The sequence below is a fragment of the Bradyrhizobium sp. Ash2021 genome (genome assembly GCF_031202265.1).
In the GTDB taxonomy this organism is placed as follows: Bacteria; Pseudomonadota; Alphaproteobacteria; order Rhizobiales; family Xanthobacteraceae; genus Bradyrhizobium.
In genome coordinates this window covers 8,520,909-8,544,792 of the sequence record NZ_CP100604.1, presented here as the reverse complement: position 1 = coordinate 8,544,792, position 23,884 = coordinate 8,520,909, and the positions used below count along the sequence as shown (strand labels likewise).

Below are 23,884 nucleotides of genomic sequence, written 5' to 3'. Positions count from 1 at the left end.
CACGATCGTGCGTATGGATTCCGGGCCTGCGCCAAGTGGCGCATCTACGATGCGCAATTGCGCATCGGAGAATGACGGCAATTGTTCTGAATACGAGGAGGTAAAAAATGGATTTTGATTTGTCCGAGGAGCAGCGGCTTCTCAAGGAAAGCGTCGACGGTCTGTTGAACGATTCCTACGATTTCGACCACCGCAAGAAATACATGGCGGAGAAGGGCGGTTGGAGCAAAGCCGTCTGGGGCAAGCTCGCCGAGCAGGGCCTGCTCGGCCTGCCGTTCTCGGAAGACGATGGCGGCTTCGGCGCCGGCGCGGTCGAGACCATGATCGTGATGGAAGCGCTCGGCAAGGCGATGGTGCTGGAGCCCTATCTCCCCACGGTGGTGATCGCCGGCGGCTTCCTGCGCCATGGCGGCTCGGCCGAGCAGAAGGCCGCGCACATTCCCGGCATCATCGACGGCAGCAAGACCTTCGCCTTCGCGCAGCTGGAGAAGAACTCGCGCTACGATCTCCATGACGTCGCGACCACGGCCAAGAAAAAGGGCGACGGCTGGGTGATCGACGGCGAAAAATTCGTCGTGCTCAACGGCGAGAACGCCGACACCTTGATCGTGACCGCGCGGACCAAGGGCAGCCAGCGCGACAAGGCCGGGATCGGCGTGTTCCTGGTCCCCGCGAATGCCAAGGGCGTCACCCGCAAAGGCTATCCGACCCAGGACGGCCTGCACGCGGCCGACATCACGCTGACCGGCGTCGAGGTCGACGGCAGTGCTGCGATCGGCGATCCCGAGAATGGTCTCGCCCTGATCGAGCGCGTGGTCGATGAGGCCCGCACCGCGATGTGCGCGGAGGCGGTCGGCGCGATGGATGAATCGCTGAAGACCACCGTCGAATATCTGAAAACGCGAAAGCAGTTCGGCGTGCCGATCGGCAGTTTTCAGACCCTGCAGCATCGCGCCGCCGACATGTTCGTGGCCCTCGAACAGGCCCGCAGCATGTCGATGTTCGCGACCATGGCCGCCGACTTCGACAACGCCAGGGAACGTGCGACGGCGGTGGCGGCGGCGAAAGTGCAGATCGGCAAATCCGCAAAGTTCGTCGGCCAGCAGTCGATCCAGCTCCATGGCGGCATCGGTATGACGCAGGAAGCCAAGATCGGCCACTACTTCAAGCGGCTGACCATGATCGAAAACACCTTTGGCGACACCGACTACCATCTCCGCCGCGTCACGGATGGTGGGGGACTGGTGTAGTTCTCTCCCGTCATTCCGGGATGGCCCGCAGGGCCAGACCCGGAATCTCGAGATTCCGGGTTCGATGCTTCGCATCGCCCCGGAATGACGAAATTAATCTCCGTCATTGCGAGCGCAGCGAAGCAATCCATGGAGCGGCAAAGCAAGTGTGGATTGCTTCGTCGCTTGCGCTCCTCGCAATGACGAGCGCGAACAAAAGAGGGAGGCAACAACAATGAAAAACACCCCGTTCGATCTTACCGGCACCGTCGCCGTCATCACCGGCTCGAGCCGCGGCATTGGCCGATCTTCGGCCGAGTTGCTGGCAAAGCTCGGCGCCAAGGTGGTGATCTCCAGCCGCAAGGCCGACGCCTGCAAGGAAGTTGCCGACGGCATCAACAAGTCCGGCGGCGACGCCCATGTCATCCCCTGCAACATCTCGCGCCGCGAAGAAGTCGAGGCGCTGATCTCGGGCGCGACCAAGCACTACGGCAAGGTCGACATCCTCGTCTGCAACGCGGCGGTAAACCCCTATTACGGCCCGTTGCTCGACATCAAGGACGAGGCCTTCGACAAGATCATGGGCTCCAACGTCAAGAGCAACATCTGGCTGTGCGCACACGCGATCCCGCAAATGGCCGCGCGCGGCAAGGGCTCGGTCGTGATCGTGTCCTCGATCGGGGGCCTGCGCGGCTCGACCGTGATCGGCGCCTACGGGATTTCCAAGGCGGCGGATTTCTCGCTGTGCCGCAGCCTCGCCGGCGAATGGGGCCCGAAGGGCGTGCGCGTCAATTGCGTGGCGCCGGGCCTGGTCAAGACCGATTTCGCCCGCGCGCTGTGGGAAGACGAGGCGCGGCTGAAGCACCGCACCGCCACCACGCCGCTGCGCCGGATCGGCGAACCCGACGAGATCGCCGGCGCGGTGGCCTATCTCGCCTCCGACGCCTCGACCTTCATGACCGGCCAGACCATCGTGGTCGACGGCGGCGTGACCACGGCCTCGGCGTAGGCGGTCTGCTCCCTCGCCCCGCACTTGCGGGGAGAGGGTTGGGGTGAGGGGCTGCCTCAGCAAGCACCGAGTGCGCGGATAGTCCCCCTCACCCGAAGCCTTCGGCTTCGACCTCTCCCCGCAAGCGGGGCGAGGTGAAGAAAGCGCCGCGCGACGTTGAGATATTGACGAACCATCTCCAATCCGCTTGCCTTGCCCAAATCAATCCTTCCGGGAAGCAACGCCAATGTCCTTTGTGCTGGCCATCGATCAGGGCACCACATCCTCGCGCGCCATCGTGTTCCGCAGCGACATTTCCATCGCCGCATCGGCGCAAGCTGAATTCCCGCAGCATTTTCCGGCCTCGGGATGGGTCGAGCATGAGCCGGAGGACATCTGGACCTCCACCGTTGCAGTCTGCCGCGAGGCGATGAAGAAGGCGGACCTCACCGCAAAAGACATCGCCGCGATCGGCATCACCAACCAGCGCGAAACCACCGTGGTATGGGACCGCGCCACCGGCCAGGCCGTGCACCGCGCCATCGTCTGGCAGGACCGCCGCACCGCCGATATCTGCACCCGGCTGAAGGCCGAGGGCCACGAGCCCATGATTTCGGCCAGGACCGGCCTGATCATCGACCCCTATTTCTCGGGCACCAAAGTCGCATGGATACTCGACCACGTCCCCGGCGCGCGCGAGCGCGCCGATCGCGGCGAACTGATGTTCGGCACCGTCGATTGCTATTTGCTGTGGCGGCTGACCGGCGGCAAGGTGCATGCGACCGACGCCACCAACGCCTCGCGCACGCTGCTGTTCAATATCCATACCGGCGCGTGGGACGACGAGTTGCTGAAGATCCTGCGCGTGCCGCGCTCGATGCTCCCGGAGGTGAAGGATTCGTCCGCCGATTTCGGCGACAGCGCGCCGGAATTGTTCGGCGGCAGCATCATGATCTCGGGCATCGCCGGCGACCAGCAGGCCGCGACCATCGGCCAGGCCTGTTTCGAGCCCGGCATGATGAAGTCGACCTACGGCACCGGCTGCTTTGCGCTGCTCAACACCGGCACCACGCCGGTGAAATCGAAGAACAAGCTGCTGACCACGATCGCCTATCAGCTCGGGGGCAAACGGACCTACGCGCTGGAAGGCTCGATCTTCGTCGCTGGAAGCGCGGTGCAATGGCTGCGCGACGGGCTCGGCATCATCAAGCAGGCCGCCGAGACCGGCCCGCTCGCCGACAAATCCGATTCCATGCAGAGCGTCTATCTGGTTCCGGCCTTCGTCGGTTTGGGGGCGCCGTACTGGAATCCGCGGGTGCGCGGCGCGCTGTTCGGCCTCACCCGAAACACCGGCCCCGCCGAACTCGCCCATGCCGCGCTGGAAAGCGTGTGCTACCAGACTTTTGACCTGTGGGCCGCGATGCGCGCCGACTGGCCCGACGCCAAGGCCGCCACCATCGTGCTGCGTGTCGATGGCGGCATGGCGGCGTCGGACTGGACCATGCAGCGCCTTGCCGATTTGCTCGACGCGCCGGTCGACCGCCCGATGATCCAGGAGACCACCGCGCTCGGCGCCGCCTATCTCGCCGGGCTGCAGGCCGGCGTCTATCCTGAACCTGCAAAGTTCGCTGACAATTGGCGGCTGCAACATCGCTTCAAGCCGGCGATGAGCCAGGCGACACGGGAGCGGAAGCTCGCCGGATGGGCGCGCGCGGTGAAGGGCGTGCTGGCGAGCGACGAGGGGGAGTGACGCGTTGATCTGCTAGGCCGCGACCAGGGGAGCAAGAAGAAAATGAAGAACAAGGGTTTCAACCGCGCCATTCGACTGCTGCTCGGCTCCGCAGTGTTTGTTTCACTCACCGCCCCCGGCGTCGTTGCGCGCGAGAAGGAGAATGCGTTATCCGCGGCGCGCCAGACCAGCACGGACGTCGCCGGGTTGCAGTCGCCGGGGCAAATCCTGGTCGACGTCTGGGGCATCCCGCACATCTATGCCGGCAACGAGCACGACCTGTTTTTCCTGCAGGGCTTTAACGCGGCGCGCGACCGGCTCTGGCAGATCGACCTCTGGCGCAAGCGCGGGCTCGGGCTGCTGGCAAAGGATTTCGGCGCGGCCTATGCCGAACAGGACAAGGCGCTGCGGCTGTTTCTCTACCGCGGCGACATGAAGGCGGAGTGGGCGGCCTATGGCCCCAAGGCCAAAACCTTTGCGGAAGCCTTCGTCGCCGGCGTCAACGCCTATGTCGGCGATGTGCAGGCGGGCCGGCGGCCGCGCCCGATCGAGTTCAAGATCGCGGGCACCATGCCGGATCTGTGGTCGGCGGACGACGTGGTCCGGATTCGCAGCCACGGACTGACGCGAAACGTCGCCTCCGAGGTCAAGCGCTCGCTGGTCGCCTGCGCGGCCGGGCTCGAGGCGGATCGCCTGCGGGTCAAGCTCGAACCGTCCTGGACGACGAAGATTCCCGAAGGGCTCGACCCCTGCAGCGTGCCCAAGGCGGTGCTGGCGTCTTACGACCTCGCCACCCGGCCGGTGAGCTTTGCCTTGGCGAAGGACCAGAAGGCGGCGCTGGCGCACGATCCCGATGTGTATCTGGCAGAGGCCGACCAGCAGCGCGACACCATCGGCTCCAACAATTTTGTGGTCGCCCCGGCGCGGAGCGCGACCGGCCGCGCGATTCTCGCCAACGATCCGCATCGCGAGCACAGCGTGCCGTCGCTGCGCTATATCGTCGGGCTCAACGCGCCCGGCCTGTCGGTGATCGGCGCCGGCGAGCCGGCGCTTCCCGGGATATCGATCGGCCACAACGACACCATTGCGTTCGGCCTGACCATCTTCAGCGTGGATCAGGAGGACCTCTACGTCTACGAGCTCAATCCCGCCAACCCGAACCAGTATCGCTATCGTGACGGCTGGGAGGACATGCGCATCGTCCACGAGAAGGAGCAGGTGAAGGGCGAGGGCGATCGCGATCTCGAGCTGAAGTTTACCCGCCACGGCCCCGTCATCCATGTCGACGAGGTCAACAAGCGCGCCTTCGCGGTGCGCTCGATCTGGTTCGAGCCGGGCACCTCGGCCTATTTCGGCTCGTCCGACTACATGACCGCGAAGGACTGGAACGGCTTCCTCACCGCGATGCGGCGCTGGGGCGCGCCGTCGGAGAACCAGCTCTATGCTGACACCAAAGGCAACATCGGCTGGGTCGCCGCCGGCAAGACGCCGCGCCGCGTCAACTATGACGGCCTGATGCCGGTGCCCGGCGACGGCCGTTACGAATGGCAGGGCTTTCTCTCGCTCGACGAACTGCCAAAGCTCTATCGCCCGCAGCAGGGCTGGTTCGCGACCGCCAACCAGATGAACCTGCCAGCCGATTATCCGGTCGCCGAGCGCAAGGTCGGATTCGAATGGGCCGACAGCGCGCGCTGGCAGCGCATCGTCGAGGTGCTGCAGGCCAACAGCAAGATGACGCTGGCCGACGCGATGGATTTGCAGAACGACGATACCTCGATGCTGGCGCGGCGGCTGGTCGCGCTGCTGAAACCGCTCTCTTCCGACGACGCCAATGTCAAAAAGGGGCTCGAGCTGCTGAAGGCGTGGGACGCGCGCGATAGCGCCGACAGCGCGGCTGCTGCGGTGTTCGAGGTCTGGATCGCCAATCACCTCGGCGCCGAGCTGCTGAAGACCGCGGCGCCCAAGGCCGCCAATCTGATCGCGCCGGAGGCGTCCGGCATTCCGGCGATGGTTGCATTCCTTGAAGTGCCGGATCCTCGGCTCCTGGACGAGCCCGCGGCCGCGCGCGATCGCATTCTCCGCGACAGTCTGGGCAGCGCAGTCGCCGAGGTCGTGGACAGACTTGGCGAGGATTCCACCACCTGGCGCTGGGACCGGTTGCACGTCGCCAAATTCGATCACGCGCTGATGCCGCTGGCGGACAAGGCCACGGCGTCGCAGCTTTCGGTGGGACCATTGGCTTTGGGCGGCGCGGGCAATGTGCCGCACGCCGCCACCTATCGGCGTTCCGATTACCGGTTGATCAGCGGCGCCTCGTTCCGCATGGTGATCGATGTCGGGGGCTGGGACGCCAGCCGCACCATCAACACCCCCGGTCAATCCGGCGATCCCTTCAGCGGGCACTATCGCGACCTCGCGCCGTTGTGGGCGACGGGGCAGTACGTCCCGCTGCTGTACAGCCGTGCGGCGGTCGAGGCCGCGACGGCGGAAGCGATCACGCTGAGGCCGCGGTGAGAGGGGCGGGCGAGCGGAAGCCGGCGGGGTTGGGGCGGGCGGTGAGGGGCGTGCTGGCGAGCGATGAGGGGATGGGTACCCCGCGCTTTCGGAAGACTATTTCCGAGCTGTTTCAAAATTAAGAGAACAATTTCGCGTGTTTTTCAGATGGAACTCGCGATTTTACTGGCTTCAATATTTCGTCGGGAAGCGAAGGCCATTTGCTCGCGAAGTAAGCTAGAAAGATATCACTCACATACTCCGACACCTCCGCCTGGAGGCTTACCGCCTCTTTGCATTGCTTTTCGGCATAAACCATCGCTTCGAGTTTTTGAAATGTCGGTATTACGAGTGTGCTCTGACCATGGATATGCGCTGAAAGTAACCGGTACGGCTGATCAACCTTACGCAGTTTGTGAGCGCTAAGTATCGAGAATCGTGAGCCAAACTTATCGACGAATTTTGTTAGAAATTCAATTATCTCGCTCCTCGATTTGAACCCGTCCCCCGTTCGTATTAAGAAGTCCCACTCTTTAGGATGGTCCTTGAAGTAGAGCCACGCTACCGTTGCGTCGATTTGTGCCCGGAGCGCAAAGATAGCAGGGCGAATTAGCCCTAGAGCAATGCAACCAGACGCTTCAACGGCAGTTGCTCGGATACCATCTAGAATTTCATCACAGCAGCCTGTGAGTTCGGACTTTTTTAAATAGTCGATCCAGTGCAGCACGACCAATAAAGAGTTGTGGTGTTCGACACCCAAGTCGATACCGGAGCCGGAAACATGTTTCTTAATCGCAGAAAGCAATGAATCGACTTGAGCCTGGTATTCTGACTTCTTCAAGGTTTCTCTCGTCGTAAAGGCCAATCTATGCCGTGGACAGAACGGTTCCGAATCATGCTTGCAACATTGAGCAGTGAGCTGCACCCGGTTCCGAGGACACCGAGTTAGGTGTTTTATGGAGCAGGAGGTGTGTCATGGAGAGACGGCAGTTTACGCGAGAGTTCAAGCTTGAGGCTGTACGCCTGATCAAGGAGCGCGGCGTGTCGTATGCGCAGGCGTCAGCAGACCTTGGCGTTCATCCAACGCAGTTGCGCAATTGGGTGAAGCAGCTGGCGGACGATCCGCAGCATGCATTCCCCGGCCAGGGCCAGATGAAGCCGGAGCAGTTGGAGATCGCGCAGCTCAAGCGCGAGGTCGCCAAGCTGAGAGCCGAACGGGACATCCTAAAAAAAGCCGCGGCCTACTTCGCGAAGGAATCAACATGAAGTTCGCCTTCATCGCGAAGCACCGGGGGATCTGGCCGGCGGAATGGTTGTGCGGGGCGCTCGGTGTCTCGCGGGGTGGGTTCTATGCCTGGCTGACACGGCCGCGCAGCCAACGCAGCCGGAGCGATGAGGAGTTGGGCGCGAAGGTTCGCGCCAGTTTCCTCGCCAGCGATCGAACCTATGGCGCGAGGCGAGTGTGGCACGACATGTTGGCGGAAGGCGGGTTGTGTGGACTGCATCGGATCGAGCGTTTGATGCGGCTACAGGCTCTCAAAGCCCGTCCACGACGGCGGCGACTGCCGCCCGATCTGGGTGAGCGGCAGGTCGCCGCCGTCGCTCCCAACGTGCTCGACCGCAGCTTCGATGCGTCCGCTCCCAACCGCAAATGGATCGCTGACTTCACGTACGTGTGGACAGCGGAGGGTTGGCTCTATGTTGCCGCTGTCGTCGATCTCTTCTCCCGCCGTGTGGTTGGTTGGTCGATGAACGCAGCGATGACGGCCCAGCTCGTCACTGACGCCCTGGTGATGGCGATCTGGCGACGGGGCAAACCGGACGCGCTCTTGCATCATTCCGATCGCGGCAGCCAATACACCAGCGAACAGTTCCAGCGGCTGATGGCCGATCACGGCGTCGTCTGCTCGATGAGCCGGTCAGGCAACGTCTGGGATAACGCGGCGATGGAGAGCTTCTTCTCGTCATTGAAGACCGAGCGGACTACGCGCAGAGTGTACCGAACGAGGGATGACGCCAAGGCTGACGTCTTCGATTATATTGAGCGCTTCTACAATCCGAAACGCCGGCACTCGACGATCGGATATTTGAGCCCTATGGAGTTCGAGCAGCAGGCTGGATTAGCTTAAGCAGGTGTCAACAGAACCGGGTGCAGCTCAGGTGATCCAAGTCTAACAAAAGAGTGCCGGCACGATGGCGCTCGAAGAGCACTCGGAAAATGTTTGCACTGAGGGTTGTTTTACCTACTCCTCCCTTCATGTTTAGGACAGCGACCACAGGTACGAACGTCTTCTTAGCGGACATTGAAACTCTCAATCAGTAATTGAAATTCCCGTGATAATAGCGAGGGAATTGCTTTTTGTCATAGGAACTTAGTCTATGACGGTACCCGGCTCAGAGAAATGTGCAGCCAGCCCTTCTGTCCAATCTCACTGAGGTGCCCAGCCCCATGTTCCTGATCGGCCAATACGACTCGCCCTTCGTCCGCCGGGTCGCGATTGCGCTGCGACTCTACGGCCTGCCGTTCGAGCACCGGCCGTGGTCGACGTTCGGCGAGGCCGACAAGATCGCGCCGTATAATCCGCTGCGGCGGGTGCCGACACTGGTGCTGGATGGCGGCGAGGCGCTGATGGAGAGTACGGCGATCCTGGATTATCTCGACGAGCTGGTCGGTCCGGACAAGGCGATGATCGCTGCAAAGGGGCTGGAGCGGCGGCACGCCTTGAAGATTTGCGCGCTGGGCAGCGGGCTCGCCGACAAGGCGGTCAGCCTGATTTACGAGCGCGTGCTGCGCAAGGATCAGCTCAAGCTCTGGGTCGAGCGCTGCGAGGCGCAGATATCAGGCGTGCTGGAGCTGCTGGAGAAGGAGCGGGCTCGGGTCGCGACGCCGTTCTGGTTCGGCGAGCGAATCGGGCATGCCGACATCATGGTGGCCTGCGCGCTGCGCTTCACTGGTGAAGGGCATCCTGCACTGTTCGACGCGCGGTATCCGGCGCTGAAGGCGCATGCCACACGATGCGAGGCGCTGCCGCCGTTTCAGGAGATCGTGCAGCCGCTGGTGCCGCCGAGCGGGGATTAGGTCGAGACGCTGCGGCGCTCTTCCCTTCTCCCCTTGTGGGAGAAGGTGGCAGCCGAAGGCTGCCGGATGAGGGGTCTCTATCCGCGCGTTCGGTGTTTGCGGAGACAAACCCCTCACCCGTCGCCTCACTTCGTGAGGCGCCACCCTCTCCCACAAGGGGAGAGGGGAAGTAAGCGCGTGCCGCGCACCCCGAGAAACTGCCCGACGGGCAAATCAAAAAAACCTGTCCAGCCCTCTCCGAAAAAATATTCCCCTTGTCGCGTCGGGCAAATCAGTGGTGTTTCTCCGCGCGTCTCACCCAAGAAGAGGGGCGTTGCGCAACGTCACGAAACGCGCGGTGAGATGCGGTGGACGCGATGACTGCGCAAGACGAACGCAGCCAACGCGGACGGCGAAGTCGTGTGGTCCGGGCGCCCCGATGCTGGCGTCAAGTCGTGTGGAGCGATCCGCATGGCGACGGTGGCAACAAAGCCGGTCACCGGGGAGAGCACGAAGTAAGCCGTAAAACCATTGCGCGGGGAAGGCCGGAGTGTTTCCGCTGAACCTGTATGCTCGTGTGCGTGTTCTTGTGCACATATTGCACGCGAGACCGCGGGTGCAGCGCGCACCCGGTCTTCCCTGCGCCCTCTGTGTTTCCACGAGGGTGGAGAATGACGCAAAGCTCGGGCGGATCGCGCCGCGAGATGCGAGCGCACGTTTAGAGCACCGTCATTGCGAGCCAACGGGTCGCGCGAACGCGCGCCCGATGACAGGCTCCGCGAAGCAATCCATCTCTCAGCTAGCGGAAGCATGGATTGCTTCGCTCCGCTCGCAATGACGCGGAGGTGTCACCCCTTCGGCCGCATCGCCTCCGGCGTATCCGCCTGCGCCAGCGGATGCGCCGTCGAAAATTCCGGCATCGCCATGGATGTCTCGTAGATGCGTTTCACGGTCGGCCAGGGCGCAAGGTTGATCTGCAGCATGTCTGCCACGGTGGCGTGGCCGGCGAGGCAGATGTCGGCGAGTGAAGGCTGATCACCATGGCAGAAGCGGCCGGTATCTCTGTGGCCGGCAAGATGGCCTTCGAGTGCGGCCAGCGTCTCGACGGTCCAGTGCCGCCGCCACGCCGTTTGCTGGGTGTCCCGCACATTCAGTTCGTGATCGAGATAGCGCCGCACCCGCGGCACCAGCAAAGGATGGCCCTCGCAGGCGACCATCAGCGCCAGCGCGCGCACCCGGGCGCGGCCGCGCGGATCGGCCGGCAGCAGCGGCGGGGTCGGATGGGTTTCCTCGAGATATTCGATGATCGCCAGCGACTGGAACAGCGTGGTGCCGTCATCCTCGACCAGCGCCGGCAGCGCCATCTGCGGATTGATCCGGCGAAATTCGTCGGCGTGATGCACGTCGGCATCGAGATCGACGAACACGACCTCGCTCGGCAGCTTTTTCAGGTTGAGCGCGATGCGGACCCGAAAGCTCGCCTGCGATCGCCAGAAGGAGAAGAATTTCATGGGGCACTCCACTTTTCTTCCCCTCTCCCCTTGTGGGAGAGGGTGGCTCGCGTCGCCAGACGCGAGACGCGTGAGGGGTCTGTCTCCGCGGATAGAGACCCCTCATCCGGCGCTTCGCGCCACCTTCTCCCACAAGGGGAGAAGGGAAGAAAGTGGCTAGGCCCCCACAGCCTTTTTCCGCCAGGCCAGATGCACCGCGCAGGTGCAGCCCGGCGGATGCGAGGCGGTGTCGTTGGCGGGGACGGCTGTTGCGGCGGGCGCCAGCGGCAGCGTCGCCGCCTGCGGACGGTCCTGCGCGGGGATGTAGTTCAGCACCGGCGCCAGCCAGCGCTCGGTCTCGGCCACCGTCATGCCCTTGCGCGCGGCATAGTCCTCGACCTGATCGCGCTCGATCTTGCCGACGCCGAAATAGAAGCTTTCGGGATGGCTGAAATAGAGCCCGGAGACCGACGAGCCCGGCCACATCGCGTAGCTTTCGGTCAGCTTCACGCCGGCGGTGTTTTCGGCGTCGAGCAGAGAGAACAGCGTCGCCTTCTCGGTGTGATCGGGCTGCGCGGGATAGCCGGGCGCCGGCCGAATGCCGGCATATTGCTCGAGGATGAGCTGATCGGGCGAAAGCACCTCGTCCGGCGCGTAGCCCCAGAATTCCCGGCGCACCCGCGCATGCAGCCGCTCGGCAAAGGCCTCCGCCAGCCGATCGGCCAGCGCCTTGCACAGGATCGAGGAGTAGTCGTCATTGGCGTTCTTGAAGCGGTCGGCGACCAAATCCTCGCCGATCCCGGCGGTGACGACGAAGGCGCCGATATAATCCGGTACGCCCGACGTCGCCGGCGCGATAAAGTCCGACAGCGCGGCGTTGAAACGGCCTTCGCGCTTCTCCAGCTGCTGGCGCAGCGTGTGGAAGGTCGCGATCTTCTGTTGGCGGCTATCGTCGGCGTAGACGGCAATATCGTCGCCGTCGGCATTGGCCGGCCAGAAGCCGATGGTGGCGCGCGCCGTGAACCATTTTTCCCGGACGATGCGGTCGAGCATCTTGCGCGCGTCGTCATAGAGCGAGCGGGCGACTTCGCCGATCTTGGGATCGTCGAGGATCGCCGGATAGCGCCCGGTCAGTTCCCAGGTCTGGAAGAACGGCGTCCAGTCGATGTACTCGGCCAGCTCCGCGAGGTCGTAGGCGTCAAAACTCTTGATGCCCAAAAACGCCGGCTTCTTCGGCGGCGTCCTGGCGAAGTCGATGGTCACCGCATTGGCGCGGGCGGCGGCGAGCTTCAGCCGCTTCTTGTCGGCCTGGGCGCGGAAATGCGCCGCGGAAATTTTGGCGTATTCGGCGCGCATGTCGGCGGCAAAGGCCACGCGCCGCTCGGGCGAGAGCAGCGACGAGGCGACGCCGACGGCGCGGCTGGCGTCATTGACATGCACCACCGGCCCGCCCTTGTAGTTCGGGTCGATCTTCACGGCGGTATGGACCCGGCTGGTGGTGGCGCCGCCGATCAAGAGCGGCAGCTTCATGCCCTGCCGTTCCATCTCGCCGGCAAGGAAACTCATTTCGTCCAGCGACGGCGTGATCAGGCCGGACAGGCCGATAATGTCGGCGCCCTCGGCCTTGGCGGTTTCGATGATCCTGGCGGCGGGCACCATGACGCCGAGGTCGATGACCTCAAAATTGTTACATTGCAGCACGATGCCGACGATGTTCTTGCCGATGTCGTGGACGTCGCCCTTGACGGTCGCGAGCACGATCTTGCCGGCGGCGCTGCGGCCGTCGCCAACGATGCCGTTGGCGAGGTTGCGCGCCTTTTCCTCTTCCATGAACGGCATCAGGTAGGCGACCGCCTGCTTCATCACGCGGGCGGACTTCACCACCTGCGGCAGGAACATTTTGCCGTCGCCGAAGAGATCGCCGACGATGTTCATGCCGGCCATCAGCGGGCCTTCGATCACGTTGAGCGGCCGCTCGACGGTCTTGCGCGCGGCTTCGGTGTCTTCCTCGATGTATTCGGTGATGCCGTGCACCAGCGCGTGGGACAGCCGTTTCTCGACCGGCCATTCGCGCCAGGCCAGATCCTGCTCTTTTGTCTGCTTCTCCTTGCCGCGGAACTTTTCCGCGAGCTGCAGCAGTTTTTCCGACGCGCCGGGATCGCGGTTGAGGATGACGTCTTCGCAGACCTGGCGAAGCTCAGGATCGATGTCGTCATAGACGATCATCTGCCCGGCATTGACGATGCCCATGTCCATGCCGGCATGAATCGCATGATACAGGAACACCGAATGCATCGCCTCGCGCACCGGCTCATTGCCGCGGAACGAGAACGAGAGATTGGAGACGCCCCCGGAAATATGCGCATGCGGCAGGTTTTTGCGGATCCAGCGCGCCGCCTCGATGAAATCGACGCCGTAATTGTTGTGCTCCTCCAGCCCGGTCGCGATCGCGAAAATATTCGGATCGAAGATGATGTCTTCGGGCGGGAAGTTCAGCCGGTTGACCAGGATGTCGTAGGCGCGCTTGCAGATCTCGGTCTTGCGCGCGAACGTATCGGCCTGCCCGGCCTCGTCGAACGCCATCACCACCACGGCGGCGCCGTGGCGCCGCGCGATGGTCGCCTCGTGGATGAATTTTTCCTCGCCTTCCTTCATCGAGATCGAGTTCACCACCGGCTTGCCCTGCACGCATTTCAGGCCGGCTTCGATCACGTGGAATTTCGAGGAATCGACCATCACGGGAACGCGGGCGATGTCGGGCTCGGCGGCAACGAGGTTGAGGAACGTCACCATCGCGGCTTCGGAATCCAGCAGGCCCTCGTCCATATTGACGTCGATGATCTGGGCGCCGTTCTCGACCTGGTCGCGCGCCACCTGCAACGCCGCGGTATAGTCGCCGGCGGTGATCAATTTACGGAATCGCGCGGATCCCGTGACGTTGGTGCGCTCGCCGACATTGACGAACGGGATCGCCGGCGTCAGCTCGAACGGTTCCAGGCCGGAAAGCCGCAGCCGCGGTTCGATCACGGGAATAGCGCGCGGCTTGTGCGGCGCCACGGCGGCGGCAATCGCGGCGATATGGTCCGGCGTGGTGCCGCAGCAGCCGCCGACGATGTTGACGAGGCCATCGCGGGCGAATTCGCCGATCAGCCGCGCCATATATTCCGGGGTTTCGTCATACTGGCCGAATTCGTTGGGCAGGCCGGCATTCGGATAGGCGCATACCAGCGTATCGGCGACGCGGCCGATGTCCGCAATGTGGGCGCGCAGATCTTCCGCGCCGAGCGCGCAGTTGAAGCCGATGGTGATCGGCTTGGCGTGCCGCACCGAATTCCAGAACGCTTCCGGCAACTGGCCGGACAGCAGGCGGCCGGACTTGTCGGTGATGGTGCCCGAGATCATCACGGGCACGTCGATGCCGCGCGCCTCGGTGATTTCGGCGATGGCGTAGAGCGCCGCCTTGGCGTTGAGCGTATCGAAAATGGTCTCGACCAGCAGCATATCGGCGCCGCCATCCAAAAGGCCGTTGATCTGTTCGCCATAGGCATTGCGCAGATCGTCGAAGGTGACGGCGCGATAGCCGGGATTGGAAACATCCGGCGAGATCGAGGCGGTGCGGTTGGTCGGGCCCAGCGCGCCCGCGACGAAACGTCGCTTGCCGTCCTCGGCGCTCACGCGCTCGGCGGCGGCGCGCGCCAGTTTGGCGCCGTCAAGGTTGAGTTCATAGGCGAGGTCCGACATCTCGTAATCGGCCTGCGCGATCGAGGTCGAGGAGAAGGTGTTGGTGGCGACGATGTCAGCACCGGCGCGCAGATAGGCGGCGTGGATGTCTTCGATCGCCTGCGGCTGGGTCAGGATCAAGAGATCGTTGTTGCCGCGCACGTCGCGGTGAAAATCCTTGAACCGTTCGCCGCGGAACGCGGCCTCGTCATATTGCAGGCCCTGGATCATGGTGCCCATGGCGCCGTCGAGCACCAGGATGCGTTCGCGGGCGGCCGCGAGCAGGGCAGTTCGCTTCGGAGAGACAGGCACGGTCATTGGATCAGGCGGCTTTCTGTGCGCCATGCGGGCGGATGCCGAGCAGATGGCTGATGGCGAACACGAGGTCCGCGCGGTTCATGGTGTAGAAATGAAAGGTATCGACGCCGTGTTTTGCGAGCTTCTGCACCTGGCCGGCGGCAACGGTGGCCGCTACCAGCTTTCGCGTTTCGGCGTCGTCGTCGAGACCGTCGAATTTCTCCGCGAGCCAGTTGGGCACGGTGGTGCCGGCGCGGGTGACGAAGGCTCTCGCCTGCTTGAAATTGTGCATCGGCATGATGCCGGGCACGATCGGGATGTTGATGCCGCGGGCGCGCACCCTATCGAGATAACGGAAGTAGAGATCGTTATCGAAGAACACCTGCGTGATGGCGCGGGCGGCACCCGCGTCGACCTTGGCTTGCAGCGTGTCGATATCGGCGTCGAAATTCGGGCTCTCGGGATGCTTCTCCGGATAGGCCGAGACCGAGACTTCGATGTCGGGATAACGCTGCTTGATGCCGGCCACGAGATCGGACGAGCTTTGATAGCCGTCGGCATGCGGCTTGTAGGCGGTGCCGATTCCGGTCGAGGGGTCGCCGCGCAGCGCGACGATATGGCGGACGCCGATCTCGTAATAGCGCGCCACCACGTCGTCGATCTCGCCCTTCGGTGCGCCGACGCAGGTCAGATGCGCCGCCGGGGTCAGGCGGGTCTCTTTCAGGATGCGGGCGATGGTGGAATGGGTGCGCTCACGCGTGGATCCGCCGGCGCCATAGGTCACCGACACGAAATTGGGGGCGAGCGGCGCCAGCCGGTTGATGGTCTCCCACAGGCTGCGCTCCATCTCCTCGGTCTTCGGCGGGAAAAACTCGAACGAGATGTCAGGCGAAGTGAGCGCGCGGTGCCCATCGGGCGCGGGGGACGTAACCTCGGTCATGGCACTCAAACACTCCAAAAAAAGATGCGCCGGCGTCAGGCTTGGCTGCAGGACGCTAAAATAGGCCAAACGGGGCCGCTCAAACAGCCCATTAAGGATGGGAAATTGCCCACTTATAGTAAAAATATCGATTCTGATGGTCAGAAATACGGCCGGTGGGCAGGATTCTCGAAGTTGCCGAACCGTGAAAGAAGATCAGTTTTTATGGATATAAGTACAGGAAATCGGATTGAAATGGGTAGGTTCGGCATGGTTGGGCAGAACGGGAATATTAAGGATTTATCTTCGTTTGTCCCACTTCCAGCCGCTCGGCGACGGTATCTCCATCCCCACCGGCGCGGGCCTGATCTGCACGGCCGGGGCCTTTGTGGCCCTGCCTTGCCGCACTAGGTTAGCCGCATGATCCCGCTTTCAGTCCTCGACCTTTCCGTCGTCACCACAGGCACCAAACCCGCCGCGGCGCTGCGCAACAGCATCGACCTGGCGCGCCATGTCGATGGGCTCGGCTATGTCCGCTACTGGCTCGCCGAGCATCACAATCTGGCATCGGTGGCGAGCCCCGCGCCGGACCTGATGATCGGGCAGATCGCGGCGGTGACCAAAAACATCCGCGTCGGCTCCGGCGGCGTGATGCTGCCCAACCACGCGCCGCTGGTGGTGGCCGAGCGCTTCAAGATGCTTGAGGCGCTGTTCCCCGGCCGGATCGATCTCGGCCTCGGCCGCGCGCCCGGCACCGACGGCGCCACCGCGCACGCGCTGCGCAGCCGGCTCGACCGCCGCGAGGGCGACGATTTTCTCGAACGGCTGCAGGAGCTGATTCTGTGGGAGACCCGTGGCTTCCCGCCCGGCCATCCCTACAACAATGTGGTGGCGATGCCGGACGATTCACCGCTGCCGCCGATCTGGCTGCTCGGCTCCAGCGACTATTCTTCCGAGCTCGCGGCGCAGGTCGGCATGGGCTTCGCGTTCGCGCATCATTTTGCGTCCTATGACGCGATCGAGGCGATGACGCATTACCGCGCCCGCTTCAAGCCGTCGGGCTGGCGCACCACGCCGCACGGCATTTTGGCGATCGCCGCGGTCGCCGCCGAAACCGATGCGGAAGCCGAAAAGCTCGCATCCTCGATGGACCTCAACCGCCTGCGGCGGGACCGTGGCCAATATTTGCCGCTGCCGAGCGTCGAGGAAGCCTTGGCCTATCCCTACACCGACGCCGAGCGCGCCTCGATCGCGCGCAACCGGACGCGGCTGTTCGTCGGCAGCCCGGCGACGTTGCTGGCGAAACTGCAGCCGATGATCGCGGCGAGCAAGCCGGACGAACTAATGATCATCACCGCCGTGTACGATCACGACGCGCGCAAGAAGTCGTATGATTTGCTGGCGGATGCGTTCGGGTTGGGCAAGAAGGTTGCGGCGTAGCTTATATGCCGCCGTCATCCTGAGGAGAGAGCGCAGCGAGCCTCGAAGGATGGGCCAGGGGCGATATCTATCCTTCGAGGCGCGCAAGAGCGCGCACCTCAGGACGACGCCCGCATGTGCGGCGACGCCCTAACCCTCAATCCGCCTTCTCGCTGAACGTCGCGCGGAAGGGTTGGGCGGGGTAGACGCCGACAATGCGGAATTCGCGCGAGAAGAATTTCAATTCCTCCAGTGCAAAGGCGAGGCCCCTGTCGTCGGGATGGCCGTCGACGTCGGCGTAAAACTGGGTCGCGGAGAATTCGCCGTCGACCATGTAGCTTTCCAGCTTGGTCATGTTGACGCCGTTCGTGGCGAAGCCGCCAAGCGCCTTGTAGAGCGCGGCGGGAAGGTTGCGCACCCGGAAAACAAAAGTGGTGACCAGCGGCCCCGAGCCCTGTTCAGCCCATTTTTCCTCGCGCGCCAGCACCACGAAGCGCGTGGTGTTGTGGGCCTCGTCCTCGACGTCCTCGGCCAGGATGTCCAGGCCGTAGATTTGCGCGGCCAATCGCGAAGCGATCGCGGCGACCGTCTTGTCGCCGCGCTCGGCGACATCGCGCGCGCTGCCGGCGGTGTCGGCCGCGACGATTGGCTTGACGCCGAGTTTTCGGATGATGCGGCGGCACTGGCCGAGCGCGTGGACGTGGCTCTCCACCGTCTTGATGTCGCCGAGCTTGGCTCCGCGCGGCGCCATCAATTGGTGACGGATCGGCAAGAAATATTCGTCGACGATGAACAGGCCGGAATTCGGCAGCAAATGATGGATGTCGGCAACCCGGCCGGCGACCGAATTCTCGATCGGGATCATGCCCAGATCCGCTTCGCCCGAGGCGATCACGGCCAGCGCGTCCTCAAACGTCGGGCAGGGCAGCGGCTCGGCGTCGGGATAGGCCTCGACGATGGCGATATGGGAATTGGCGCCGGGCTCGCCCTGGAACGCGATTTTCAGCTTATTGGTCATGTTATCTTTCCTGGCGCCTTCTATCAGGAGCTCAGCCATTTGCCAGTATCCGGCGAGCGGTTTCGAGATCGGCCGGGGTATCGACGCCGCGGGGCACCGTGTCGACGATGGTGATGTCGATCCGCATGCCGGCCTCCAGGGCCCGGAGTTGCTCGAGTTTTTCCTGGCGCTCGAGCGGCGAGGGCGGCAGCTGCACGAAGCGCTCCAGCGCCGCGCGGCGATAGGCATAGAGGCCGATGTGATGGTAGCGCGGCCCATCGCCCCATGGCGCCGTGGCGCGCGTGAAGTACAACGCGCGCAACCGTCGCGGGCCGATCGGCGAGCCGACCGCCTTCACCACGCTCGGCGCGCCGTCTTCCTCCTCGGTGTGAATCTCGGACGCCAGCGTCGAGATATCGACCGCGGGGTCGGCAAGCGGCGGCAGCACGCTGCGGATGGTGTCGGGGGTAATGGTCGGGAAATCGCCCTGCAGATTGACCACGATCTCGGCCTTGCCCCCGGGATCGAGGGTTTTCATGGCCTCGTAAATCCGGTCCGAGCCGGACGGGTGGTCGGGGTGGGTCATCACCACCTCGCCGCCATGGGATTTCACGGCGGCCGCGATCTCCGGCGTGTCGGTCGCGACCGCGACCCGGCCGATTTTGGCGGCTTCCGCCCGGCGCAGCACATGGACGATCATCGGCAGGCCGGCAATGTCGAGCAACGGCTTGCCGGGCAGCCGGGTGGCCGCCATGCGGGCGGGAATCAGCACCAAAGTGCGGGTTTCTGTCATCGGAGCGAGGTCAAAGGCGGCGCGAAAACATGCCGGAAATAATGGGGATGGGCGGAAAGTCGGGGCGTTTATACGGGTTGCCAGAGCGCGGGCAAACCGATATCTCAACCCTGCTGAGGGTGCGGCGCGAAAGCCTGATTCCTGATGCGAATCCGCGGCCGTTTTGCCGGCCTTCAGTCGACCTTCCGGCTCTGGAGCCTGATCCAATATGGACTCCTTCGAACTTAATAAAGTGATCGGTGCCGTTCTCGGCACCTGCATTCTGCTCCTGGTGACGAGCTTTGCCGCCGGCGCGATTTTTTCGCCCGTGATGCCGGAAAAGCCGGGCTTTGAGATTGCCGTGAAGGAAGAGGCCCACGAGGGTGGGGCCAAGGAAGCCCCGGCGCCGTCCGAGCCGATCGAGAAATTGCTGCAGACCGCCTCGGTCGAAAAGGGTGCTGCGGCGGCCAAGAAGTGCGCTGCCTGCCATACCTTCGAGAAGGGCGGCCCCAACCGCGTCGGTCCGAACCTGTTCGGTATCGTCGGCGACCACAAGGGCGAGGGACGCGGGTTCAATTTCTCGGCGCCCATGAAGGCCAAGGGCGGCACCTGGGGTTATGACGAGCTCAGCCAGTTCATCTCCAATCCGAAGGGTTACATTCCCGGCACGGCGATGGGTTTTGCCGGTATCCAGAAGGACAGTGAACGCGCTGACGTGATCGCCTATCTGCGTACGCTGGCCGACAGCCCGGTTCCGCTGCCGACGGCGGCGAAATAAGATTTCGACCGTCCCGCATGGGCGTCGGTATAGCGGCCAGGCATTGCCTGGCCGTTTCCATATCGGGATCGCATTGTTGTTATCGGGACGTTTCGCCGCACCGGCGCCGATTACGGTCTGGCAAGATGAGGAAAAAGCAACGTAATTTGTCGAACCCTTGCCTTATATTGGGTCCTCACTAGCTGGCGTCAGCAACAGGAATTCTGCAATTGGCGATTACCCGACGACATCTTCTGCAAGGCGGCGCTGTCGCCGCAATGGCTCCGGCGCTGGGGCTACCCGCAGGCATTCCCGCGATTTCGCCGGCCCACGCGCAAGCCGCACCGGACGGGCTGGTCTGGCGACATGCCTTGTCGCTGTTCGGCGACATCAAATATCCGGCTGACTTCAAACGCTTCGATTACGTCAATCCGGATGCGCCCAAGGGCGGCACCGTCCGCCAGATTCTGATCGGGACCTTCGACAATTTGAATCTGACGGTTGCCGGGGTCAAGGGTGCGATAGCGGCCCCCGTCCAGCTGATTTATGAATCGCTGACGACGCCGTCGCTGGACGAAGTTTCGACCGAATATGGTGCGCTGGCGGAGGTATTTAGCCATCCGGAGGATTTTTCTTCTGTCACCTATCGCCTGCGGGCACTGGCGAAGTGGCATGATGGCAAGCCGGTGACTCCGGAGGACGTAATTTTTTCGCTCGACGCGTTCAAGAAATATCATCCACAATATTCGGCCTACTACCGCCATGTGGTGAAGGCCGAAAAGAGTGGCGATCGCGACATAAAGTTCACTTTCGATGCGCCCGGCAATCGTGAGCTTCCGCAGATCGTCGGCCAGCTTCTGGTATTGCCGAAGCATTGGTGGGAGGGGAGCGACGCCGAAGGCCGCAAGCGTGACATCTCCGCTACCACGCTGGAGAAACCGCTGGGCTCCGGTCCCTATCGCATCAAGGACTTCGTCGCCGGTCGCTCGATTGCGCTCGAACGGGTGAAGGATTATTGGGGCCGCGATCTCAGTGCGAATATTGGCCGCAACAATTTTGACGAACTGCGCTACGAATACTTCCGCGACTCGATCGTGGCGCTTGAGGCGTTCAAGGGCGATCAGGTGGATTGGCGTACCGAAAACAGCGCGAAAAACTGGGCTACCGCCTACGATTTTCCCGCAGTCACCGAAAAGCGAGTGCTGCTGGAGGAGTTTCCGAACCGCAGTTCTGGAATCATGCAGGCGTTCGCACTGAATATCCGACGCGACAAATTCAGGGATCCGCGCGTGCGCCGCGCGCTGAATTTTGCGTTCGATTTCGAGGAGATGAACAAGCAGATATTCTTCGACCAATACAAGCGCGTCAGCAGCTATTTCGATGGCACGGAGCTGGCTTCGAGCGGGCTGCCGCAAGGCAAGGAGCTCGAAATCCTCGAGACAGTCCGCGCGGAGGTGCCGGCTGAAGTCTTTACGACGGCCTACACCAATCCGGTGGGTGGCAGCCCGGAAGCGGTGCGCGAAAATCTGCGCGAGGGGCTCCGCTTGCTCAAAGAGGCCGGTTACGAAATTCGCGACCGCAAGCTCGTTGAGAGCAAGACCGGCACGCAATTCAGCGTCGAATTGCTCAATGAGGACCCGAGCTTTGAGCGGGTCATGCTGTTCTTCAAGCCTTCTTTGGAGCGGCTCGGGATTGCGGTAAGCGTACGTACGATTGATCCGTCGCAATATGAGAACCGGCTGCGTAGCTGGGATTTCGATATCGTCGTGTCGTCGTGGGGGGAATCATTGTCGCCTGGCAACGAACAGCGCGAATATTGGGGCTCCCAGGCCGCCGACATGGCAGGGTCGCGCAACATTATCGGTATCAAGAATCCGGCGATCGATAAGCTGATCGAGCGCGTGATTTTCACCAAGGACCGCGACGACCTGGTTGCCGCGACCAAGGCGCTCGATCGGGTGCTGCTGTGGAATCACTACGTCGTGCCGCAGTGGAATTATCCGAAAGTACGGACTGCGCGCTGGGACCGCTTCGGGCAGCCGGCGGAAATGCCGAAATACGGGTTGTCGGGCTTCCCGACGATCTGGTGGTGGGACGCCGACAAGGCCGCCCGGATCGGCAAGCGCAGTTGAAGGAATCGCGCATGGCGCTACTCAATCGCCGGCATGTGCTCGGTCTCGGCATTGGTGCGCTGAGCGCTCCGTGGTTTTGTCCGATGTCCGCTGCCGCCGAGGACAGCGCCGAGACGCACGGGATGTCGGTGTTCGGCGATCTCAAATATTCGGCCGACTTCCACCATTTCGAATACGTGAATGTCGCCGCGCCGAAGGGCGGATTGTTTTCCCTGATCCCGTCGGCCCGCGCCTTTAACCAATCCTTCTTCACCTTCAATTCGTTCAACGCCTACATCCTGAAGGGCGAAGGCGCGCAGGGCATGGACATGACGTTCGTGAGCCTGATGGCGCGCGCGAACGATGAACCCGACGCGATGTACGGTCTTGCCGCGAAATCCGTGCGGATTTCACCCGACAAGCTGACTTACCGTTTTACGATGCGGCCCGAGGCGCAATTTCACGACGGCTCGAAATTGACTGCGCAGGACGTCGCCTTCTCGCTGAATACGCTGAAGGAAAAAGGCCACCCGCTGATCGTGGTTCAGCTGCGCGACTTTGTGAAGGCCGAAACACCCGACGATGCGACGGTGATTGTCACCTTTGCGCCGAAGCGCGCGCGCGATGTGCCGCTCTTCGTCGCCGGCCTGCCGATCTTCTCGAAAGCCTATTACGCCACGCGCCCGTTCGATGAATCGAGCCTCGATGCGCCGCTCGGATCGGGGCCGTACAAGGTCGGCAAATACGAGGTCAACCGCTACGTCGAATACGATCGGGTCAAGGACTGGTGGGCGGCCGACCTTGCCGTCAACCGCGGCAGCTACAATTTCGATACCGTACGCTACGAGTTTTATCGCGATCGCGATGTCGCGTTCGAGGGCTTTTCAGGCAAGAGCTATCTGTTCCGCGAGGAGTTCACCGCGCGTATCTGGGCCACGCGCTACGACTTCGCAGCCGTCAAGGACGGCCGGGTCAAGCGTGAGACGCTGCCGGATGAAACGCCGTCCGGCGGGCAGGGCTGGATCTTCAATACCCGCCGCGACAAGTTCAAGGATCCGCGCGTGCGTGAAGCCCTGGGCTATGCGTTCGATTTCGAGTGGACCAACAAGACCGTCATGTATGGCGCCTATGCGCGCACCTGCTCGCCGTTCCAGAATTCGGACATGGTGGCGAGCGGACCGCCTTCGCCTGAAGAGCTGAAGCTGCTTGAGCCGTTCCGCGGCCAGGTGCCGGACGAGGTGTTCGGTGAGCCCTTCGTGCCGCCGGTGTCGGATGGATCGGGGCAGGACCGGACGCTGCTGCGCAAGGCCGTGCAACTGCTCAACGATGCCGGATGCGTCGTCAAGGATGGCAAGCGGCGATTGCCGAACGGCGAGATTTTCACAATCGAATTCCTGCTCGACGAGCCGTCATTTCAGCCGCATCACGCGACCTTCATCAAGAATCTCGGCCAGATCGGGGTCGAGGCCGGCATCCGGCTGGTTGACGCCGTGCAATTCCGCGCCCGTGAGGAAGCCTTTGATTTCGAGATGACGGTCCAGCGCATGAGCATGTCGGCGACGCCGGGCGACAGCCTGCGGCCGTATTTTTCGTCGAAGGAGGCGGCCACCAAAGGCTCGTATAATTTGGCAGGCGTTGCCAGTCCCGCGATCGACGCGCTGATCGAAAAGGCGATCAGCGCCGAAACCCGCGCCGATTTGACTTTCGCCTGCCAGGCGCTCGACCGGGTATTTCGGGCCGGCCGTTATTGGGTGCCGCAGTGGTACCGCTCCACGCACCCGATCGCTTATTGGGATGTGTTTAGTCACCCGGAAAAGCCGGCGAAGTATGCGCAGGGCGTCGGTGCGCCGGAAAACTGGTGGTTCGATCCCAACAAGGCCGCCAAGCTCGAGCAGGCGAAATAAT

Annotated in this window: 17 protein-coding genes; 10 read left to right on the top strand and 7 right to left on the bottom strand. The window is 62.9% G+C overall.

The features are described from left to right. Nucleotides 1-107 precede the first annotated feature (107 nt). The 4 genes from pimD to NL528_RS41120 all read left to right on the top strand — a co-directional run bounded on the left by pimD (nt 108) and on the right by NL528_RS41120 (nt 6,460). Nucleotides 108-1,250: a pimeloyl-CoA dehydrogenase small subunit gene (pimD, locus tag NL528_RS41135; RefSeq protein WP_309180036.1), complete on the top strand. Its 1,143-nt coding sequence runs from the start codon at nt 108-110 to the stop codon at nt 1,248-1,250. A 214-nt stretch (nt 1,251-1,464) separates the two neighbouring features. Further along, the gene (locus NL528_RS41130; RefSeq protein ID WP_309180034.1) at nt 1,465-2,238 is read left to right on the top strand and encodes an SDR family oxidoreductase; all 774 of its coding nucleotides are present in this window, start codon (nt 1,465-1,467) and stop codon (nt 2,236-2,238) included. A gap of 226 nt (nt 2,239-2,464) precedes the next feature. Beyond that, on the top strand, nt 2,465-3,967 hold the full coding sequence (gene glpK / locus NL528_RS41125; protein WP_309180033.1) for a glycerol kinase GlpK: 1,503 nt from the start codon (nt 2,465-2,467) through the stop codon (nt 3,965-3,967). Between the two features lie 42 nt (nt 3,968-4,009). Then, nucleotides 4,010-6,460, top strand: a complete 2,451-nt coding sequence (locus tag NL528_RS41120) for a penicillin acylase family protein (RefSeq protein WP_309180032.1) — start codon at nt 4,010-4,012, stop codon at nt 6,458-6,460. Nucleotides 6,461-6,578: 118 nt separating this feature from the next. Here NL528_RS41120 and NL528_RS41115 read toward each other — a convergent pair whose 3' ends face one another. Further along, nucleotides 6,579-7,280, bottom strand: coding sequence for a hypothetical protein (locus NL528_RS41115; protein WP_309180030.1), 702 nt, complete (start codon nt 7,278-7,280; stop codon nt 6,579-6,581). 134 nt (nt 7,281-7,414) lie between these two features. Between NL528_RS41115 and NL528_RS41110 the strand changes: the two genes are divergently transcribed. Beyond that, a protein-coding gene (locus tag NL528_RS41110) for an IS3 family transposase (RefSeq protein WP_309177055.1) occupies nt 7,415-8,568 on the top strand; the annotation gives its coding sequence in 2 pieces (ribosomal slippage) (nt 7,415-7,673 and nt 7,673-8,568; 1,155 coding nt in all). Nucleotides 8,569-8,575: 7 nt separating this feature from the next. Here NL528_RS41110 and NL528_RS47380 read toward each other — a convergent pair. Further along, nucleotides 8,576-8,698 carry a hypothetical protein gene (locus NL528_RS47380; RefSeq protein ID WP_375144108.1) on the bottom strand — a complete coding sequence of 41 codons (123 nt, stop codon included), beginning with the start codon at nt 8,696-8,698 and terminating at the stop codon, nt 8,576-8,578. A gap of 190 nt (nt 8,699-8,888) precedes the next feature. Between NL528_RS47380 and NL528_RS41105 the strand changes: the two genes are divergently transcribed. Further along, entirely contained in the window at nt 8,889-9,518 is a 630-nt protein-coding gene (locus NL528_RS41105; RefSeq protein ID WP_309180029.1) for a glutathione S-transferase family protein, read from the top strand. A gap of 827 nt (nt 9,519-10,345) precedes the next feature. Here NL528_RS41105 and maiA read toward each other — a convergent pair. The 3 genes from maiA to metF form a co-directional block, all read right to left on the bottom strand. Next, complete coding sequence (maiA, locus tag NL528_RS41100) at nt 10,346-11,008, bottom strand: maleylacetoacetate isomerase (protein ID WP_309180028.1); 663 nt, start codon at nt 11,006-11,008, stop codon at nt 10,346-10,348. Nucleotides 11,009-11,164: 156 nt separating this feature from the next. Continuing rightward, nucleotides 11,165-15,025 (bottom strand): methionine synthase, encoded by a 3,861-nt coding sequence (metH, locus tag NL528_RS41095; RefSeq protein WP_309180027.1) that lies wholly within the window; start codon nt 15,023-15,025, stop codon nt 11,165-11,167. A 4-nt stretch (nt 15,026-15,029) separates the two neighbouring features. Next, complete coding sequence (gene metF / locus NL528_RS41090) at nt 15,030-15,944, bottom strand: methylenetetrahydrofolate reductase [NAD(P)H] (RefSeq protein WP_309180026.1); 915 nt, start codon at nt 15,942-15,944, stop codon at nt 15,030-15,032. 399 nt (nt 15,945-16,343) lie between these two features. On the opposite strand from metF, the gene NL528_RS41085 reads away from it, so the two are divergent. Then, entirely contained in the window at nt 16,344-17,363 is a 1,020-nt protein-coding gene (locus NL528_RS41085) for an LLM class flavin-dependent oxidoreductase (RefSeq protein ID WP_309180025.1), read from the top strand. A gap of 136 nt (nt 17,364-17,499) precedes the next feature. On the opposite strand, the gene NL528_RS41080 is transcribed toward NL528_RS41085, so the two are convergent. Then, on the bottom strand, nt 17,500-18,360 hold the full coding sequence (locus NL528_RS41080) for a prephenate dehydratase (RefSeq protein WP_309180024.1): 861 nt from the start codon (nt 18,358-18,360) through the stop codon (nt 17,500-17,502). A 31-nt stretch (nt 18,361-18,391) separates the two neighbouring features. After that, a complete protein-coding gene (locus NL528_RS41075) occupies nt 18,392-19,132 on the bottom strand; it encodes a 3-deoxy-manno-octulosonate cytidylyltransferase (protein WP_309180023.1) in 741 nt (246 codons plus the stop codon). 208 nt (nt 19,133-19,340) lie between these two features. Here NL528_RS41075 and NL528_RS41070 point away from each other — a divergent pair, with 208 nt between their 5' ends. The 3 genes from NL528_RS41070 to NL528_RS41060 all read left to right on the top strand — a co-directional run bounded on the left by NL528_RS41070 (nt 19,341) and on the right by NL528_RS41060 (nt 23,883). Continuing rightward, nucleotides 19,341-19,889 (top strand): cytochrome c family protein, encoded by a 549-nt coding sequence (locus tag NL528_RS41070; protein ID WP_309180021.1) that lies wholly within the window; start codon nt 19,341-19,343, stop codon nt 19,887-19,889. 209 nt (nt 19,890-20,098) lie between these two features. Next, nucleotides 20,099-22,000 carry an ABC transporter substrate-binding protein gene (locus tag NL528_RS41065; protein WP_309180020.1) on the top strand — a complete coding sequence of 634 codons (1,902 nt, stop codon included), beginning with the start codon at nt 20,099-20,101 and terminating at the stop codon, nt 21,998-22,000. 11 nt (nt 22,001-22,011) lie between these two features. Continuing rightward, entirely contained in the window at nt 22,012-23,883 is a 1,872-nt protein-coding gene (locus NL528_RS41060) for an extracellular solute-binding protein (RefSeq protein ID WP_309180019.1), read from the top strand. Nucleotide 23,884 lies beyond the last annotated feature (1 nt).

Excerpts from the sequence above, each read along its gene's own strand:
- NL528_RS41060 (WP_309180019.1), top strand. The coding sequence starts at position 22,012 with ATGGCGCTACTCAATCGCCGGCATGTGCTCGGTCTCGGCATTGGTGCG.
- NL528_RS41075 (WP_309180023.1), bottom strand. The coding sequence starts at position 19,132 with ATGACAGAAACCCGCACTTTGGTGCTGATTCCCGCCCGCATGGCGGCC.
- NL528_RS41120 (WP_309180032.1), top strand. The coding sequence starts at position 4,010 with ATGAAGAACAAGGGTTTCAACCGCGCCATTCGACTGCTGCTCGGCTCC.
- pimD (WP_309180036.1), top strand. The coding sequence starts at position 108 with ATGGATTTTGATTTGTCCGAGGAGCAGCGGCTTCTCAAGGAAAGCGTC.
- NL528_RS41080 (WP_309180024.1), bottom strand. The coding sequence starts at position 18,360 with ATGACCAATAAGCTGAAAATCGCGTTCCAGGGCGAGCCCGGCGCCAAT.
- NL528_RS41085 (WP_309180025.1), top strand. The coding sequence starts at position 16,344 with ATGATCCCGCTTTCAGTCCTCGACCTTTCCGTCGTCACCACAGGCACC.
- NL528_RS41105 (WP_309180029.1), top strand. The coding sequence starts at position 8,889 with ATGTTCCTGATCGGCCAATACGACTCGCCCTTCGTCCGCCGGGTCGCG.
- metH (WP_309180027.1), bottom strand. The coding sequence starts at position 15,025 with ATGACCGTGCCTGTCTCTCCGAAGCGAACTGCCCTGCTCGCGGCCGCC.
- glpK (WP_309180033.1), top strand. The coding sequence starts at position 2,465 with ATGTCCTTTGTGCTGGCCATCGATCAGGGCACCACATCCTCGCGCGCC.
- NL528_RS41070 (WP_309180021.1), top strand. The coding sequence starts at position 19,341 with ATGGACTCCTTCGAACTTAATAAAGTGATCGGTGCCGTTCTCGGCACC.
- maiA (WP_309180028.1), bottom strand. The coding sequence starts at position 11,008 with ATGAAATTCTTCTCCTTCTGGCGATCGCAGGCGAGCTTTCGGGTCCGC.
- NL528_RS41130 (WP_309180034.1), top strand. The coding sequence starts at position 1,465 with ATGAAAAACACCCCGTTCGATCTTACCGGCACCGTCGCCGTCATCACC.
- metF (WP_309180026.1), bottom strand. The coding sequence starts at position 15,944 with ATGACCGAGGTTACGTCCCCCGCGCCCGATGGGCACCGCGCGCTCACT.
- NL528_RS47380 (WP_375144108.1), bottom strand. The coding sequence starts at position 8,698 with ATGAAGGGAGGAGTAGGTAAAACAACCCTCAGTGCAAACATTTTCCGA.